The organism is Rhizobium sp. BK181, from assembly GCF_014193305.1.
Classification (GTDB): Bacteria; Pseudomonadota; Alphaproteobacteria; order Rhizobiales; family Rhizobiaceae; genus Rhizobium.
Map to the genome: position 1 here is coordinate 1451136 of NZ_JACHZA010000001.1, position 16472 is coordinate 1467607.

A 16472-nucleotide genomic window follows, 5' to 3' on the forward strand; every position below is an offset into this window, starting at 1 on the left:
GGGGCCGGACAAGCCGGTGACCGCATCATTGTTTTTGCCGGCCAGCGCCGCCCGCTGCCCGGGACTGACCGCCGTTGCGGTACTGTTCGAGCATCTTTGCGCGCTTCACTACACCCTCACCCGCCTGCCCTGCAAGCACTGCAGCATGGATAAAAGCGTTCTGGCCCATCAGGCCTTCCATTTCGCTCTCCGAGAAGAGACGGTAGGAAGGTATTTCCTCCTCGGTCTCCATTCCGAGGTGCCAGGCCTTGCGGGCCTGGTCGATTTTTCTCACGCCGTCTTCGGCGGCATTCGTTGCGTGGAACACCGCAATCGCGGCCCCACTCCTGACTGCGGCATCCACTTTCGCGGAGCCGGTAACGAACTGCCCCGCCTTGCGGGCCATGTTCATCATCTGCATCAACTGCTGCGCTAGCAGCATCCCGACGGTTTCGCCGAGAGCGGCGTCCGCCTTCACATCCGCTTTCAACGCACGGGCGAAGAGCTTCTTCGCCACGGCCTTGTCGACCAGCGAGCGGTCGATCTTCACCCAACAGCCGCGTCCCGGAAGCTGGCGCTTCAGGTCGGCGATGACTGTCCCATCCGGAGCGGCAACGAAGCGGATCAGCTCATCCGGCGATCCGCTTTCGCGCGTCACGATGCACATGCGACCATTCACGTCATATCCTGCAAGATCCTCGTCCTCAGGAGAAACGGTCGGCTCACGCGCGGACATTATACTTCCTGCTCGGCCTCGGGAGCTTCTTCAGCTTCCGCGTCCTTGGCGAGGTCTTCCTCGGTGATCCAGCCAGCCGCGAGGCGAGCCTGAACAACCATCTGCTCGGCCTCGACGCGCGAAACGTCGAATTTGGAGAACAGGCCCTCGAACTTCTTGGTCTCGCCGTTCTTGCGTTCGCTCCAGCCAACGAGATCGTCAGCGGCACAGCCGGCAAAGTCCTCGATCGTCTTGATGCTGTCTTCGCCGAGTGCGACCATCATCTGGGCGGTCATGCCGTCGATCTGGCGCAGTTCGTCGGAAACGCCGAGCGCCTTGCGCTTTTCGTCCATTTCGGCTTCGAGCTTTTCGAGATATTCGCGAGCACGGGTCTGGATTTCCTGTGCCGTGTCTTCGTCGAAACCGTCGATCGAGGCGATTTCGTCGAGATCGACGTAGGCCAGTTCTTCAACAGCCGCGAAGCCTTCGGAGGCCAGAACCTGGCCGACCATTTCGTCAACGTCGAGCGAATCCATGAACAGGTTGGTGCGCTCGTTGAATTCCTTCTGACGACGCTCGGATTCTTCAGCTTCCGTCATGATGTCGATATCCCAGCCGGTCAGCTGCGATGCCAGGCGAACGTTCTGGCCGCGGCGGCCGATGGCCAGCGACAGCTGCTCATCCGGAACAACGACTTCGATGCGCTCGGCATCTTCATCAAGAACGACCTTGGCGACTTCAGCTGGCTGCAGGGCGTTGACGACGAAGGTCGCCGGGTCCTGCGACCACGGAATGATGTCGATCTTTTCGCCCTGAAGCTCGCCGACAACGGCCTGAACGCGCGAACCACGCATACCGACGCAGGCGCCGACCGGATCGATCGACGAGTCGTTCGAGATCACGGCGATCTTGGCCCGCGAACCCGGATCGCGGGCAACGGACTTCACCTGGATGATGCCGTCGTAGATTTCCGGCACTTCCATGGTGAAGAGCTTGACCATGAACTGCGGATGCGTGCGCGACAGGAAGATCTGCGGGCCGCGCTGTTCACGACGAACGTCATACACGTATGCACGGACGCGATCGCCATAGCGGACGTTTTCGCGCGGGATCATTTCGTCGCGGCGGATGATGCCTTCGCCACGGCCGAGGTCGACGATGACGTTGCCGTATTCGACGCGCTTGACGGTGCCGTTGACGATTTCGCCGACGCGATCCTTGAACTCGTCGAACTGGCGGTCACGCTCGGCTTCCCGAACCTTCTGGACGATAACCTGCTTGGCGGACTGGGCGGCGATGCGGCCGAAATCCATCGGCGGCAGCGGATCGGCGATGAAATCGCCAAGGGCTGCGTCCGGGTTACGGTCGCGGGCCAGTTCTAGCGGGATCTGGGTCGAGTAATCCTCGGCCTTGTCGACAACTTCGAGCAGACGCTGAAGACGGATTTCACCGGTCTTCGGATTGATGTCGGCGCGGATATTGGACTCGGTGCCGTAGCGGGAGCGCGCTGCCTTCTGGATCGCATCGGCCATTGCGGCAAGCACGATCTCACGGTCGATCACCTTTTCGCGCGCCACTGCATCTGCGATCTGCAGAAGTTCGAGCCGGTTCGCACTGACTGCCATTGTCTTTTCTCTCCGTCTAGGCGTTCAGGGTTCCCTTTCCCCGGCGCCACAAGTTGATCGGTTTATTCTTCGTCTTCCGCTTCGTTCTGGTTCGCGGCCTCTGCCTTCGCCAGCTTGTCGGCGCGCAGTGCATCGCGGATCAGATCGTCGGTCAGAATGAGCTTCGCATCGGCGAGGGCCGTGAAAGGAATGACGATATTCTGTTCCTCACCCTCGGAAACCTGATCACGCTCGAGCGTGAAACCGTTTGCGTCGGTTGCAACGATCTTGCCCCGGAAGCGCTTACGGTTGCCGACCATGATCGACGTTTCGCACTTCAGAAGGTGTCCCTGCCAGCGCACAAAATCGGACTTCCGCACCATCGGGCGGTCGATACCCGGCGAAGACACTTCCAGATGATACTCTCTATCGATCGGATCTTCCACATCGAGAACCGGAGAAACGGCCATCGAGACCTCTTCACAGCCTTCGACGTCCATCGTTCCATCGTTGCGCTCGGCCATGATCTGCATGGTGGCGCCGTTCTGGTTGAGCATGCGCACGCGGACCAGACGGTAGCCCAGGTCAACAAGCACGGGCTCGATTATGTCCGCAAGGCGCTGATCGAGACCGGTCTCGGTGATCAGCCGCGGCTCAAGTTCATTGTTGGCGTTCGTCGGATCCGACAAGCGATGCGCTCCTCGCAATTTTCTGCATTTCGGATGATCGCGGTAATAAAAAAGAGCGGGTCCTTGCGGCCCACTCTTCATCAAAACGATCAAGATTTGAGAGCCATATAGGCCGGTTTTTACGAAATTGCAAGGTCCGTCGCCAACCTTCGGCTCGGCGGTCGCCCAAGGTAGCCAGCGGCATCTTTCGGCATATATTGGTCGGGGGACCGTCATCGGGAGGGATCGTGCCTTACAATTCGTCGACACTGGCGCCGCTACGGCACGAAACCTACCGAACAATCTGGTTTGCAAGCCTCGCTTCGAATTTCGGCGGCCTGATCCAGGCGGTCGGCGCCGCCTGGCTTATGACCACCATCACCTCCTCAGAGAACATGGTCGCACTCGTGCAAACTTCGACGGCATTGCCGATCATGCTCTTCTCGCTCGTATCAGGGGCGCTCGCCGACAGTTTCGATCGTCGCCGGGTGATGCTGACGGCGCAATACTTCATGCTGGGAGTCTCCGCACTGCTGAGCGTTTCGGCCTATTTCGGCTGGCTTTCGCCGTGGCTTCTGCTGTTCTTCACGTTTCTGATTGGCTGCGGCACGGCATTGAACAACCCATCATGGCAGGCGTCCGTCGGCGACATGGTGCCACGTGCGGACCTGCCTGCAGCCGTGACGCTCAATAGCGTCGGCTTCAACATCACCCGCAGCGTCGGTCCGGCGATTGGTGGCGTCATTGTCGCCGCCGGTGGGGCGGCGGCAGCCTTTGCCGCCAACACGTTCAGCTACTTCGCACTGATTTATGCGCTAATCCGTTGGAAACCGAGCCTGCCGACTTCCACCCTTCCACGGGAAACGCTGGGCAGGGCGGTCTTTGCCGGGCTTCGCTATGTGTCGATGTCGCCCAACCTGCAAAAGGTACTGCTGCGTGGCCTCATCTTCGGAATCAGCGCCAGCTCCATTCTGGCGCTGCTGCCGATCGTGGCGATCAACCTGGTTGTCGGCGGCCCACTGACCTACGGCCTGATGCTCGGTTCCTTCGGCATCGGCGCGATCGGCGGTGCGATGTTGAATGACCGGCTGCGTGACCGCTTCTCAAGCGAAACGATCATACGGATTTCGTTCGCGGGCTTTGCCTTGAGCGCCGTCGTCGCCGCCTTCAGCCCGATTGCCGCGCTGACCTGTGCCGGACTGGTGGTATCCGGCGCCTGCTGGGTGCTGGCGCTATCACTGTTCAATACCATCGTGCAGCTGTCGACGCCGCGCTGGGTCGTCGGTCGCGCGCTGTCACTCTATCAGACCGTGACCTTCGGCGGCATTGCGGGTGGCAGCTGGATCTGGGGCGTGGCCGCCGACCGCTACGGTGTCTCAAACGCCCTGCTGATCTCCGCGGTCGTCATGCTCTTCGGCATCGTCGTCGGGCTGCGCTTTGCCATGCCGGCATTTGCCTCGCTCAACCTCGACCCGCTGAACCGCTTCACCGAGCCGGCGCTCAGTCTTGATATCACCCCGCGCAGCGGCCCGATCGTCGTCCAGATCGATTACGAAATCGCAGATGCTGACGTGCCGGAGTTTCTGGCATTGATGGGCGACCGCCGGCGCATCCGCATTCGCGACGGCGCCCGCAATTGGGCGCTGATGCGCGACCTCGAAAAGCCCGGGCGGTGGACGGAGACCTACCATACGCCGACCTGGGTCGAATACATCAGGCACAATCAACGCCGCACGCAGGCCGATGCCGAAAACATCGAACGGCTGCGCGACCTGCACCGCGGTGAACAACTACCGCAGGTGCACCGGCTGATCGAGCGTCAGGCGATTCCACCCAATGACGACGTCTTCTACAAGGCGCCGATCGACCTCCACCATTGAGGCAAGACATGCATTCCTTCCGCCCTGCCCGTCGTTCCGACCTGACCGATATCATCGGCCTACTTTCCGATGACGATCTCGGCGCCACGCGCGAGGTCGTCTCCGATCCACCAGATACCAGGTATATTGCAGCATTCGCGGCGATCGAGGCCGATGCCAACCAGTTGCTGGCCGTCGCCGTCGAGGAGCGCGATCGCATCGTCGGCTGCCTGCAGTTGACGTTCATCCCTGGTTTGTCGCGGACTGGGATGTGGCGCGGGCAGATCGAAAGCGTGCGTGTCGCCAGAGACGCCCGCGGCTCGGGCCTCGGCTCCGATTTCATCGAATGGGCCGTTGGGCGTTGCGCCGAGCGCGGTTGCGGCCTGGTACAATTGACCTCCGACAAATCGCGGACGGAGGCGATCCGGTTCTACGAGAAGATGGGGTTCGTCGCGAGCCACGACGGGCTGAAGCGTAGCCTCTAGGTTTACTTCAACCTGCCGATCATCGATGCCTCGGGATAACAGGTGGGCTTCATGCCATTCTTTTCCTGCCACTGGCCGATGGACCGGCGCGTCTTGTAGCCTGGCAAGCCATCGGAGCCGCCGACATCGTAGCCCTTCTTCTCCAGTGCCTTCTGCATGGCTGCAACGTCGGAGCGCAACATCTTGCCGACATCGCCCCACGGCCCCTGGAAGGCGCCGGAACCATAGGCAATCCGATCCGCGAGGTTGCCGATATAAAGGGCGTAAAGATCGGAGTTATTGTACTCCTTGATCACGTAGAAGTTCGGCGTGACGACAAATTCCGGTCCGTCGCGGCCAGCCGGAACGAGCATCATCCCGGATGCCTTGCCTTCATCTGAAGGGAAAGCCTTGCCCGATATTCTGACAATGCCGAGCGATGCCCAATGCGACACCGGCTTGGCGAGATCCGGACCCTCCTGCGCGCAGGACACCTGCGCGGGGATCGTCACCTCGTAGCCCCAACCGCGTCCGCGCTGCCAGCCCTTCTGCGCCAGGAAGTTCGCGATAGAGGCAAGGGTATCGGGGACCGACGTCCAGATATTCGGATGGCCGTCGCCATCGAAATCGACCGCATATTTCAGATAGCTGGTCGGCATGAATTGCGGCTGGCCGAGTGCGCCAGCAGACGAGCCCTTGAACTCCGCCGGCGTCGCATCACCGCGATCGATGATGTGCAGGGCGGCAAGAAGTTCGGTACGGAACATCTCCTTGCGCGTCGACATGAAAGCCTTGGTCGCCAGCACCTCAATTGCCGAGTTCGGGATCTTGGCAGCGCCGAACCCCGTTTCGCGGCCCCAGACAGCCAACACGATCGACCCGGGAACCCCGTAGGTCCTCTCGATCTTCTTCAGCGCCGACGCATATTGCGAGGCAAAACCGCGGCCGGTGGTAGCCAATCGCTTCAGCCGATCCTCATTGAAATAGGGGGCCGGGGAGGAAAATTCGGCCTGGGTCTGCTTCTGCTCCTTCGGCGGCGGAAAGCCGGGAGGGGCGAGATCCGTCAGGCTCCAATTGAGTTCGACACCGGCGAACGACGCACGGAACGCTCGCTCGGAAATGCCGTTCTTCTGCGCTTCCGGCCAGAGATCGTTCTGCACCCATTTCTCGAACTGCGCTTCGACATCGGCCTTCGACGCGGAAAGCACCGGCGTGCATGACAGAGCCAGAAGCGCCGCCGTCGCGGTCAAAAGGCGGCCGAAAATGCGCTTGCTCATGCTTCCCCCTAGATTGCTGTGCGTGCCCGGAGGGCCGCCTGCAGCGTTCCTTCGTCGAGATAGTCCAGTTCGCCGCCGACCGGAACGCCGTGGGCAAGCCGCGTGATCTTGACGTCCAGTCCGGTCAGCTGGTCGGTTATATAGTGTGCTGTCGTTTGACCCTCGACCGTGGCATTGACGGCGATGATGAGTTCGCGAATGCCGCCCGCCGTGATGCGCTCGATCAGGCCGCGAATATTGAGATCGTCAGGCCCGACGCCGTCCAAGGGCGAGAGGGTACCGCCGAGAACATGGTAGGCCGCATTTAGGGCGGCGGCACGTTCCAGCGCCCAAAGGTCAGATACATCCTCGACAACGATGATGACGGACTGGTCGCGCCGGTCGTCCGTGCAGACAGTGCAGGGATCGACGGTATCGACATTGCCGCAACGTGAGCAAATCTTCACCTTGTCGTAGGCCTCACCCATCGCATTCGACAAAGGGCCAAGCAGCTGGTCCTTCTTCTTGATCAGATGCAGCGCGGCGCGGCGTGCGGAGCGCGGGCCGAGGCCCGGCACCTTCGCCAGAAGCTGGATCAGTTTTTCGATTTCGGGGCCGGTGACTCGCTTTGCCATGAGCGGTTATTAGCCCATATGGTGGAAAAACGGAAACAGGTTGGACGAGCCGAACGAATGAAAATCCTTGCCGTCTGCATCGGAAGTGCCGAGCGTCTGCCCGGCAAGAGCTACAAGACGGGAATCTACAAGCATCCGATCAGCGGCAGCGTGCTTGTCGATGCCGAGGGGCTTCTTGGCGATGCCATCTGTAACCGGAAGCACCATGGCGGCGTCGACCAGGCGGTCTATCTCGAGGGGTCGCTGACGCTCGACTGGTGGTCGACGGAACTGGGACGACGGGTCCGGGCACATTCGGCGAGAACATTGTGATCGGCGGCCTAGACAACAGCATCGTCTCGGTCGGCGATCGCTTCATAGCCGGCGATCTTGTTCTCGAGGTCACCAGCGCGCGTATCCCTTGCGCGACCTTTGCCGCCCGGATGGGCGAACCGGGCTTCGTCAAGCGCTACACCAAGGCCGCCCGGCCGGGCATCTATTGCCGTGTCATCAAAGGCGGAACGATTGCAGCCGGAATACCGGTCGAGCATCTCCCCTATGGCGGTGAAAAAGTCACGATGCCTGACATGATCGCCACGTTCGGCAAGGTTCTCGCGGCGCGGGATCGCGACCGCTATCTCGCGGCTCCGATCCACTACAAGCTTCGCGATATTCTCGAAGAGCAGGCAGGCCCCTAGCGCAAGCGCGCCTCAAGGGCTGCCAGAGCGGCGCGTCCCTGCGGCCAATCCCCAAGCCCGCTTGTCCCGTTTATATGGCCGCGGGTGCCGATCTCCATGAACTCGCTGCCCCAACCATTCGCCCTGGTGCGCGCATAGTCGAGCGAGGCGAAGGGATCGTCGCTGCTCGCGATGACCAGAGACGGGAATGGGAGCGCCGTGTCGGGCGGATTGGCAAAGCCGGCGGCCTCGCAGGGAAAGGCCGGCGAGGTCGGATTTGGTGGTGCTACCAGTAGGGCGCCACCTGCCCGATGCCTACTCCGCGCCGCCCAATGGGCAACAAGCAGGCAGGAGAGGCTATGAGCGACGAGAAGCGGTTCCGCCTTCGACTGCGCGACGGCATGGTCCAATGCCGCAATCCAATTGTCGAGTTCGGGTCGATCCCAACTCGAAGGCGAAAAGCGCTGCATGCGCGCGTCGGCCGCCTCCCACCGAGATTGCCAATGTGTTTCGCCGGACCCGCCAATGCCGGGCAAAGTGATGATATCTCGCATCGATTCCTTCCTGTTGCTCACAGGATAAGCTGCGTGAGATAGTCAGTTACCGACATGGGAAATCATCGGGAAAACCGTCCTCAAGCCGATGAATTAAAGGCGATACAAAAATGGCTGATTTCGTAAGCCGGCAACTTGACCCTACCGACATGCTGATTGTCGAGATCATGCAGGCCGACGGGCGTATCACCGTTTCTGAACTGGGGCGAAAGGTCGGCCTGTCGCAGCCGGCCGCGTCCGAGCGGCTAAAGCGCCTGGAGGAGCGAGGCATCATCGAGGGCTACGGTGCCCGCATCAATACCGCGGCACTCGGCCTGGGCATGATGGCCGTCATCCGGCTGCGCACCATTCACGAACATATCCGCGCCTGCCTCAAGCAATTCTCTGAAATGCCTGAGATCATCGAGGTTCTGAGGTTGACCGGGGAGGACTGCTTCGTCCTGAAGGTGCTAGTTCCCTCGCCGTCCGAGCTTGAAATCATCGTCGACAGCATCGCTCGCTATGGTGCGGTAACAACATCCCTCGTGTTGCGTAGCGAGCCCCCAAAGCCGATCGGTCGCGAACTGATGAAACTGGCGCGCAATCACTCATGAGGCGGATTTCGATCGCCGCCACTTGCTGAGGCGAAGAACACTCCTAGATTTTCACGCACGGGGTGTAAATCGAAGGAGGCTCGCATGTCCATCGCAAGACTTATCGCGGCGGCCGTCATCGCCGCAACAGCCACTACCTTCCTATCAGCAACGCCGGCAGCAGCCCGCGTCAAGGTCGGCTCGTTGGGCTGTGACATATCTCCGGGATTCGGTGTCATCATCGGCTCCAAACGGACGCTCAACTGCATTTTTACACCGTCTTCCCCTGATCGGCCAAGCGAACGATACACCGGCACGATCACCAAATTCGGCGTCGATATCGGGACGCTCGCTGGCGGCGGCATGATCTGGCTCGTCTATGCGCCGACCAATCGGCTCGACGGAGCGCTGCAGGGCAGTTACGCGGGCGTCGCAGCCAATGCTACGGTCGGCCTTGGCGTCGGGGCTAACGTCCTGATCGGCGGCTTCGAAGGCTCGATTGCTTTGCAACCGGTATCGGCTGAGGGCACGTCCGGCCTCAATATCGCAGCAGGCGTTGCGAGTATGGTCCTGACTTGGGTGCCGCCGGCACCACCGCCTTTGCCGCCCAAGCGTCACATCTCGCAGAGGTAGCCTAACGGATCGCGATTGCCACCGCGGCGCCGGCCATCGTGCCGGCACTCGCGCGGTTGGCCATGCGCACAGCACGCCGGCTCTTCAGGAAGCTTCTCGCCTTGGCGGCGAGCAGCGCCCAACTGATATCGATCACGATCAACACCAGAAGCATGGTCACAACCAGTTCGGCCCAGCCGACCATGGTCACCGACTGAATGTCGATGATCGAGGGCAGCAGCGCCATGTAGAACATCATGATCTTGGGATTGCCGAGCGTGACCGTCATGCCGGCAAGGAAAAGCTTCAACGGCGACTGCGCATCAGGCAGCGCCTCGCCGTCACTATCAGGCGATGCGAACCACATCTTCCAGGCGAGATACAACAGATAGCAGACACCCAGCCACTTGATGGCAATGAAAGCATAGTGGAAGGTTTCGGCAATCGCCGCCAAGCCGGCGACGGCGCAGGTCAGCCAGATTGCTTCGCCGAGCCACATGGCCGCAAGGAACGGCAGAACGTCGCGCGCACCCTTGGAAATCACGCGGGCGACGAGCGCAGCAACGCTTGGACCCGGGGAGCCAGCCGCGACAAACAACGCGCAGGCAAAGACAAAAAGACTGGTCAACGTCATCGGCAATCCTCCCTGTTGCGTGACGGAAGGCGATGCCAGCGCAGCCGACACCGCACCCTTAGTCTACCTACTAATCAGAACGGCATCTTGAAGCCTGGAGGAATCGGCAGGCCGGCGGTCAACGCCTTGGTCTTTTCGGCAGCAGCGGCTTCCGCCTTGTCCTTGGCATCCTTGTGCGCGGCAACGATCAGGTCCTCGAGGATTTCGACGTCATCTTCCTTGAAGAGGGACGGGTCGATCTTCAGGCTCTGCATCTCGCCCTTGCCGTTGAGGATCACGGTGACGAGGCCGCCACCCGACTTGCCTTCCGCGTGGAGTTCGGCGATTTCCGCCTGCATCTTCTCCATCTTGGCCTGCATTTCCTTGACTTTGCCCATCATGCCCATGATGTCGCGCATCGTCTCGCTCCTTCTCGATACTTTAGAAAATTATGTCGTCGCCAGGCAGGATGTCGCCTTCGTCGGATTCGGCAGCGGCAGGCGCCTTGACCTCTTCTTCCTCATCCGGTTCCGGCGCCCGTACGCGAACGTCGATGATCTTGGCGCCCGGAAACTGTGCGAGGATCGCCGCCACATCCGGATCCTGCCGGGCGTCGCTCACCTGCTGCGCCTTGGCATTCGCTTCGGCCTCGACCATGGTCGGCTGGCCTTCCTCGCGACTAAGGCTGACGATCCAATGGATGCCGGTCCAGTCCTTGAGCTTGACCGCCAGTTCGTTCAGCAGCGTGCCGGGGGCACCTTCCGTCAGGTTGACGTCGAGGCGACCGGGCTCGATGCGCACAGGGCGCACGAAGTTGCGCACCAGCGCCTTGATCTTCACATCGCGCTTGTCGCCGGCCAGATTGGCGATATCGCCAATGGAATTGACCGACACCAGCGGCTTCGGCGCCTCGGTCGGCTTCGTCTCGACGCGGCCGACCGGCACGTTGTGCGGATCGGGATTGGGGACGGCGCGCAGCATCGCGGTCGGACCGGCGGGGTGTGGACGCGGGATCGACTCGGTCGATCGAGCCGCCAGATTGCCCTGGTAGTTCACCGTTGCGCCGCCACCGCCGTTGCCAGATGACGCAGACGGGCGACCGCCACCGTTCGTCTCGGAAAACTCCGCCAGGCGACGGGCGGCGTCTTCGGGTGCCGGCAGATGCGCGGCATGCGCCAGCCGGATCAACACCATCTCAGCGGCGCCGGCCGGACGCGAGGAGCCCTCGGCCTCCGGAATGCCCTTCAGCAGCATCTGCCAGATGCGCGACAGCGTCGTTACCGCCACGCCCCGAGCAAATTCCGCGGCCTTCGTGCGTTCGACTTCGCTGAGCGAAGGGTCGTTCGCGGCATCCGGCACGTATTTCAGACGGGTAACCAGATGGGTGAAATCGGCAAGATCAGTCAGCACGGCAACGGGATTGGCACCCGCTTCGTATTGGCTTTCGAATTCGCCGAGCGCTGCTGCGACATCGCCTTTGACGATGTGATGAAAGAGATCAACGATGCGGGCGCGGTCGGCAAGGCCGAGCATGCCGCGCACCATTTCAGCCAGAACCGCGCCGCCGCCATGGGCGATCGCCTGGTCAAGCAGCGAAAGACCATCGCGTGCGGAGCCTTCGGCGGCACGCGCAATCATCGCCAGCGCATCGGGTTCGGCCTCGATGCCTTCCTTCGATGCGATCGTGGTGAAAAGGCCGACAAGATCAGACGCGCTGATGCGGCGCAGGTCGAAACGCTGGCAGCGCGACAGGACCGTGATCGGGACCTTGCGGATTTCGGTCGTCGCGAAGATGAACTTCACATGCTCCGGCGGTTCCTCAAGCGTCTTCAACAGGCCGTTGAAGGCCTGCGTCGAGAGCATGTGCACTTCGTCGATGATGTAGACCTTGTAGCGCGCCGAGACCGGGCGGTAGCGTACCTGCTCGATGATCTCTCTGATATCGTCGATACCCGTGTGGGAGGCGGCGTCCATCTCGATGACGTCGACATGCCGGCCTTCCATGATCGCCTGGCAATGCTCACCGGGGATCCGCAGATCGATCGTCGGCTTGTCGATCTCTGCCGTCTTGTAGTTCAGCGCACGGGCGAGGATGCGGGCGGTCGTCGTCTTGCCGACACCGCGAACGCCGGTCAGCATATAGGCCTGCGCGATACGACCGGTCTCGAAGGCGTTGGTCAGGGTCTGGACCATCGGCTCCTGGCCGACCATCAGATCTGTGAAATCCTTGGGGCGGTATTTGCGTGCCAGCACCCGGTATCCGGTGCCCGTCGAGGCGGCATCTTTTGACTGTCGCTCGGTGTCGCTCATCGCCCTGCTTATCACCCGGACTGCCCGAGCAAGAATGGAGAGAAAGGTGGGAGGCTGGCACGATGACCCGTGCCGGGCTCGTTAGGGCTGCTTCCTTCCGGACCTGACCCGGTTGGCGAGTGGCTCGTCCACCACCAACCTCCCGGATGCACATATCGGCAATATCGCCATCAAAAGCAAGCCAAGCTCAAAAAAAACTGCTAGCCTCAGGAAAACATGGAGGAATGCCTGTTGGACGAATTCAAGCTCGACCGTCGGTTGGAAAGCGATAGCGACAGTGTCATGCAGACGGGGCTGTGTGATCTGCGGTTGTCGAAGGACGCCCGTTGGCCGTGGCTGATCCTCATACCGCGCAGGACGGATATCAGCGAAGTCTTCGAGCTGACACCTCTCGATCAGGTGATGCTGACATTCGAGACCGAGATGGTCGCCGCTGCACTGAAGAAGACGACCGGCGCCACAAAAATCAATATCGGGGCCCTTGGCAACATCGTCCGTCAGCTTCATGTTCATGTCATTGCCCGCTTCGAAGGCGATGCCAATTGGCCAAATCCGGTTTGGGGTTTCGGCAAGGCAGAGCCTTACGCTGCGGAAAAGAGAAATGACCTTATAGAGAAGTTGCGGGAAGCCCTTTCATCATGAGCCGTTCGCTTTTCGATTCGGATGTTCCGCATCCGGAACCCAGCAGCCTGACTGCCTTCGCCGCCAATGACCTGATCCGCGATTCCGAACATCGCGACGAGACGTCGGTCGACAAGGCATTGGCCAAGGAAGGAACCCATATCTTCGCTTTCGCCGGCGACAAGCTGGTTCTGAAACATGACGGGCAAGTGCTCGACCCGCTGTTTGCGCGCTACGAACTGAAAGACCTGCAGCCAAACTGGGACGAGACCGTGCTGCTCGGCTACCGCAAGACCGGCGAGCCGCGACTGGCGGTTCCGGTCGGCGTGTCCGAGGACGAGCTTGCCAGCCAGTACAAACCCGCAGACGGACGGTCGCTGTTTCGCGAGATGCTGCTCGACGAGGTTCTGCTGGGCGAATTTGCCCAGGGCGCCAGCCTGATCCGCTGGAACGGCGACAACAAGTTCTGCGGCCGCTGCGGATCGACGATGAACATCCATATCGGCGGCTACAAGCGTGTCTGCGCCGCCTGCGAGCACACGATCTTCCCCCGCACCGATCCCGTTGTCATCATGCTCACCATCGACGAGGAGCGCGATCTCTGCCTTCTTGGGCGCAGCCCGCATTTTGCGCCCGGCATGTATTCGTGCCTTGCCGGCTTCGTCGAGCCTGGCGAGACGATCGAGAACGCCGTGCGGCGCGAGACGCTCGAGGAATCCGGAATCCAGACGGGGCGGATCCGCTACCACGCCTCGCAGCCATGGCCGATGCCGCATTCGCTGATGATCGGCTGCTATGCGGAATCCAAGTCCAAGACTGTCAAATTCGACAGCCAGGAACTGGAAGACTGCCGCTGGTTCACACGCGAGGAAACGCTCGAGATGCTCGAGCGGCCCGGACTTACCGGCAAGGCGCCGCCGCCCAAGGGAGCCATCGCCCATCGGCTGATGCGCGACTGGGTGGAATGGAAAAAGCAATAAGGCCCGTAGAACGAGGCCCCTGAGATGGCACGCTCCGAACGCCTTCTGACTCTGCTGCAGACCCTGCGGCGCTATCGCCGGCCGGTCAGCGGTTCCGTGCTGGCGACCGAGACCGGCGTCAGCATCCGCACGCTTTACCGCGACATTTCGAGCCTGCAGGCGCAAGGGGCCTTGATCGAAGGCGAGCCCGGACTGGGTTACGTACTGAAACCGGGCTTTATGCTGCCACCGATGATGTTTTCGCAGGACGAAATCGAGGCGCTCGTTCTCGGCTCGCGTTGGGTCGCGCGGGCGGCCGATCCGCGGCTTGCCGCCGCCGGCGCCGACGCGCTCGCCAAGATCGCCGACGTGCTGCCGCAGGACATGCGCGACGAGATCGAGACGTCGACGCTACTCGTCCACCTAAAGCCGCCCGTTGCCGACAAGGCGGACCTCGGCGCCATTCGCAAGGCGATTCGTACGGAGCGGATTCTCAAGCTGACCTATTCGGATGAGGGTGGAACCGTCTCCGTCCGCAATATCTGGCCCTTCGCGTTGAGTTACTTCGAGCAGGTTCGCGTCGTCGTCGCCTGGTGTGAATTGCGTAAAGATTATCGTCATTTCCGCACCGACCGGATCGTCGAAATGATCCCGCAGGACGGACGTTATCCGCGCCGGCGCGCCGTGCTTCTCAAGGAGTGGCGGGACCAGCAGGATATTGCTCATTGAGAGCGACGCTACTGCCATAAACTGACAGTGGTCAGCGCTATTATCGGTACCAATCCAACAGGAGGACCGATGATGACGAGCTTGAACCTTACCCGATCGACGCGTGGCAACCATCCGGTCGACGAGACCCCTTGCGATGCAGGATATCCGCAATCCACACTTCTGCGCATGATGTTGAACGCTTCGCGCCAGATGGTGCTGAGGAGGTATTCGCGCCTCGATCTGGAGACCATGCCCGAGCCGATGAAACGTGATCTCGGCTTGGTGGACTGGGGCTGCCCCTGCCAAGAAGGTTAGACGCAAAGCAACTCCCAAGACGCACTGACCGACCGCCGCCGCTGCCAATGAGTGCAGCGGCGTTTCTTCGCCTGCCACCCTGCCACAACGAGGACAACCCGATGAACAGCCCGAACCTCATCATCTTATACGTCAAGGACCCATCCACGAGCGCCGGTTTCTACCGGTCGTTGCTCGGCCGCGAGCCGGTGGCCGAAGCCCCGAACTTCGTTGCCTTCGCACTCGACGGCGGCTTCACACTCGGCCTCTGGCGGCTCAGCAAGGTAACGCCGCAGCCGTCAGCGACCGGCAGCCGGGCCGAAATCGCCTTCATGGTGCCCGGGGAGAACGGCGTCTCGACGCTCTATGAGGACTGGAGCAAGCGCCAGCTGCCGATTGCACAGGATCTGACGGACATGGATTTCGGACCGACCTTCGTCGTGCTCGACCCCGACGGCCATCGCTTGCGCGTATGTGAACCAGACAAGTGACCCGCAAGAAGGGCGCCCGAGGCGCCCTTTTCTATTTCTCCAGCTGGCCCCGCATCGGGTGACCCTTGTAGACCCCGAGGATGCGCACCTTCTCGGAGAAGAACCGCAGTTCCTCCAGCGCGCGCCGGACATTCGGATCGTTCGGGTGACCTTCGATGTCGGCGTAGAACTGCGTGGCGACAAACTTGCCGCCGAGCTGATAGCTCTCAAGCTTGGTCATGTTGATGGTATTCGTCGCAAAGCCGCCGAGCGCCTTGTAGAGCGCGGCGGGGATGTTTCGGACGTTGAAGACGAACGTCGTGACGAGCTTTTCCTCGGCCGAGCTGCGATGCGCCCATTCTTCGTCGCGAGCAAGGACAACAAAGCGGGTGACGTTGTCCTCAGTGTCCTCGACGTTCTCGGCCACGATGTCGAGGCCATAGAGCTCCGCAGCAAGGCGCGGGGCAAGTGCGGCCATCGACCGATCTCCGGTCTCCTGGACGAGTTTTGCAGCACCTGCGGTATCGCCGGCGATCACCGGCTTCCAGCCATGTGAGCGGACGATCTTGCGGCACTGCCCGAGCGCGTGGATATGGCTGTGAACCGTGCGGATCTCATCCTTGGTGACGCCGGGAAGCACCATCAGCTGAAAGCGGATCGGCATGAAATACTCGCCGATGATGTGCAGGCGGGACTCCGGCAGCAGGTGATGAATATCGGCGACGCGACCGGCGATCGTGTTTTCGATCGGGATCATTCCGATATCGGCATCGCCGTTCTCGACGGCCACAAAGGCATCCTCGAACGTCTGGCACGGCAACGGCTCCATGGTCGGAAACATGTCGCGGCACGCCATATCGGAGTTCGCACCGAACTCGCCCTGGAAGGCGATCCTGTTGGTTTTGATGTTCATGGAAAAT

Annotated in this window: 19 protein-coding genes, 1 other RNA gene and 1 pseudogene; 10 read left to right on the plus strand and 11 right to left on the minus strand. The window is 61.3% G+C overall.

Features of this window, described 5'->3' with window-relative positions; all coding sequences use genetic code 11:
- Window positions 1-25: 25 nt before the first annotated feature.
- The 3 genes from FHT77_RS07285 to rimP all read right to left on the minus strand — a co-directional run bounded on the left by FHT77_RS07285 (window position 26) and on the right by rimP (window position 2987).
- A complete protein-coding gene (locus FHT77_RS07285) occupies window positions 26-715 on the minus strand; it encodes an RNA-binding protein (protein WP_183753773.1) in 690 nt (229 codons plus the stop codon).
- Window positions 715-2319, minus strand: coding sequence for a transcription termination factor NusA (gene nusA / locus FHT77_RS07290; RefSeq protein ID WP_114710517.1), 1605 nt, complete (start codon window positions 2317-2319; stop codon window positions 715-717). Before nusA ends, FHT77_RS07285 begins: the two co-directional genes overlap by 1 nt.
- A 62-nt stretch (window positions 2320-2381) precedes the next feature.
- Window positions 2382-2987: a ribosome maturation factor RimP gene (gene rimP, locus FHT77_RS07295; RefSeq protein WP_037131128.1), complete on the minus strand. Its 606-nt coding sequence runs from the start codon at window positions 2985-2987 to the stop codon at window positions 2382-2384.
- A gap of 227 nt (window positions 2988-3214) precedes the next feature.
- Between rimP and FHT77_RS07300 the strand changes: the two genes are divergently transcribed.
- Entirely contained in the window at window positions 3215-4846 is a 1632-nt protein-coding gene (locus FHT77_RS07300; protein ID WP_183753774.1) for an MFS transporter, read from the plus strand.
- Between the two features lie 8 nt (window positions 4847-4854).
- Complete coding sequence (locus FHT77_RS07305; protein ID WP_183753775.1) at window positions 4855-5310, plus strand: GNAT family N-acetyltransferase; 456 nt, start codon at window positions 4855-4857, stop codon at window positions 5308-5310.
- Between the two features lie 2 nt (window positions 5311-5312).
- Here FHT77_RS07305 and FHT77_RS07310 read toward each other — a convergent pair whose 3' ends face one another.
- A complete protein-coding gene (locus FHT77_RS07310; RefSeq protein WP_183753776.1) occupies window positions 5313-6566 on the minus strand; it encodes a lytic murein transglycosylase in 1254 nt (417 codons plus the stop codon).
- A gap of 8 nt (window positions 6567-6574) precedes the next feature.
- Window positions 6575-7180, minus strand: coding sequence for a recombination mediator RecR (gene recR / locus FHT77_RS07315; protein WP_183753777.1), 606 nt, complete (start codon window positions 7178-7180; stop codon window positions 6575-6577).
- 57 nt (window positions 7181-7237) lie between these two features.
- On the opposite strand from recR, the pseudogene FHT77_RS07320 reads away from it, so the two are divergent.
- Window positions 7238-7857, plus strand: a pseudogene (locus FHT77_RS07320) (MOSC domain-containing protein).
- Here the strand turns inward: FHT77_RS07320 and FHT77_RS07325 are convergent.
- Window positions 7854-8390, minus strand: coding sequence for an alpha/beta hydrolase (locus tag FHT77_RS07325; RefSeq protein WP_183753778.1), 537 nt, complete (start codon window positions 8388-8390; stop codon window positions 7854-7856). The pseudogene FHT77_RS07320 and the gene FHT77_RS07325 sit on opposite strands and share 4 nt — an antisense overlap.
- A gap of 110 nt (window positions 8391-8500) precedes the next feature.
- On the opposite strand from FHT77_RS07325, the gene FHT77_RS07330 reads away from it, so the two are divergent.
- Both FHT77_RS07330 and FHT77_RS07335 read left to right on the plus strand, forming a co-directional pair.
- Complete coding sequence (locus FHT77_RS07330; RefSeq protein WP_183753779.1) at window positions 8501-8983, plus strand: Lrp/AsnC family transcriptional regulator; 483 nt, start codon at window positions 8501-8503, stop codon at window positions 8981-8983.
- Window positions 8984-9067: 84 nt separating this feature from the next.
- Complete coding sequence (locus FHT77_RS07335) at window positions 9068-9595, plus strand: DUF992 domain-containing protein (RefSeq protein WP_016552210.1); 528 nt, start codon at window positions 9068-9070, stop codon at window positions 9593-9595.
- Window position 9596: 1 nt separating this feature from the next.
- On the opposite strand, the gene FHT77_RS07340 is transcribed toward FHT77_RS07335, so the two are convergent.
- The 4 genes from FHT77_RS07340 to ffs all read right to left on the minus strand — a co-directional run bounded on the left by FHT77_RS07340 (window position 9597) and on the right by ffs (window position 12640).
- Window positions 9597-10208: a LysE family translocator gene (locus FHT77_RS07340; RefSeq protein WP_183753781.1), complete on the minus strand. Its 612-nt coding sequence runs from the start codon at window positions 10206-10208 to the stop codon at window positions 9597-9599.
- A 74-nt stretch (window positions 10209-10282) separates the two neighbouring features.
- Entirely contained in the window at window positions 10283-10606 is a 324-nt protein-coding gene (locus FHT77_RS07345; RefSeq protein ID WP_007799011.1) for a YbaB/EbfC family nucleoid-associated protein, read from the minus strand.
- A gap of 22 nt (window positions 10607-10628) precedes the next feature.
- On the minus strand, window positions 10629-12497 hold the full coding sequence (locus FHT77_RS07350; protein ID WP_183753782.1) for a DNA polymerase III subunit gamma/tau: 1869 nt from the start codon (window positions 12495-12497) through the stop codon (window positions 10629-10631).
- Window positions 12498-12543: 46 nt separating this feature from the next.
- Window positions 12544-12640, minus strand: an RNA gene (gene ffs / locus FHT77_RS07355) — signal recognition particle sRNA small type.
- Between the two features lie 88 nt (window positions 12641-12728).
- Here ffs and FHT77_RS07360 point away from each other — a divergent pair.
- The 5 genes from FHT77_RS07360 (at window position 12729) to FHT77_RS07380 (ending at window position 15573) form a co-directional block, all read left to right on the plus strand.
- The gene (locus tag FHT77_RS07360; protein ID WP_183753784.1) at window positions 12729-13139 is read left to right on the plus strand and encodes an HIT domain-containing protein; all 411 of its coding nucleotides are present in this window, start codon (window positions 12729-12731) and stop codon (window positions 13137-13139) included.
- Window positions 13136-14098 (plus strand): NAD(+) diphosphatase, encoded by a 963-nt coding sequence (gene nudC, locus FHT77_RS07365; protein WP_183753786.1) that lies wholly within the window; start codon window positions 13136-13138, stop codon window positions 14096-14098. The genes FHT77_RS07360 and nudC overlap by 4 nt, the downstream gene beginning before the upstream one ends.
- 24 nt (window positions 14099-14122) lie before the next feature.
- Window positions 14123-14806 carry a helix-turn-helix transcriptional regulator gene (locus FHT77_RS07370; protein ID WP_016552205.1) on the plus strand — a complete coding sequence of 228 codons (684 nt, stop codon included), beginning with the start codon at window positions 14123-14125 and terminating at the stop codon, window positions 14804-14806.
- A 69-nt stretch (window positions 14807-14875) separates the two neighbouring features.
- Window positions 14876-15103 (plus strand): hypothetical protein, encoded by a 228-nt coding sequence (locus FHT77_RS07375; protein ID WP_183753788.1) that lies wholly within the window; start codon window positions 14876-14878, stop codon window positions 15101-15103.
- A 101-nt stretch (window positions 15104-15204) separates the two neighbouring features.
- Entirely contained in the window at window positions 15205-15573 is a 369-nt protein-coding gene (locus FHT77_RS07380; RefSeq protein WP_183753790.1) for a VOC family protein, read from the plus strand.
- A 31-nt stretch (window positions 15574-15604) separates the two neighbouring features.
- Here FHT77_RS07380 and FHT77_RS07385 read toward each other — a convergent pair whose 3' ends face one another.
- Window positions 15605-16465 (minus strand): prephenate dehydratase, encoded by an 861-nt coding sequence (locus FHT77_RS07385; protein ID WP_183753792.1) that lies wholly within the window; start codon window positions 16463-16465, stop codon window positions 15605-15607.
- Between the last annotated feature and the right edge of the window lie 7 nt (window positions 16466-16472).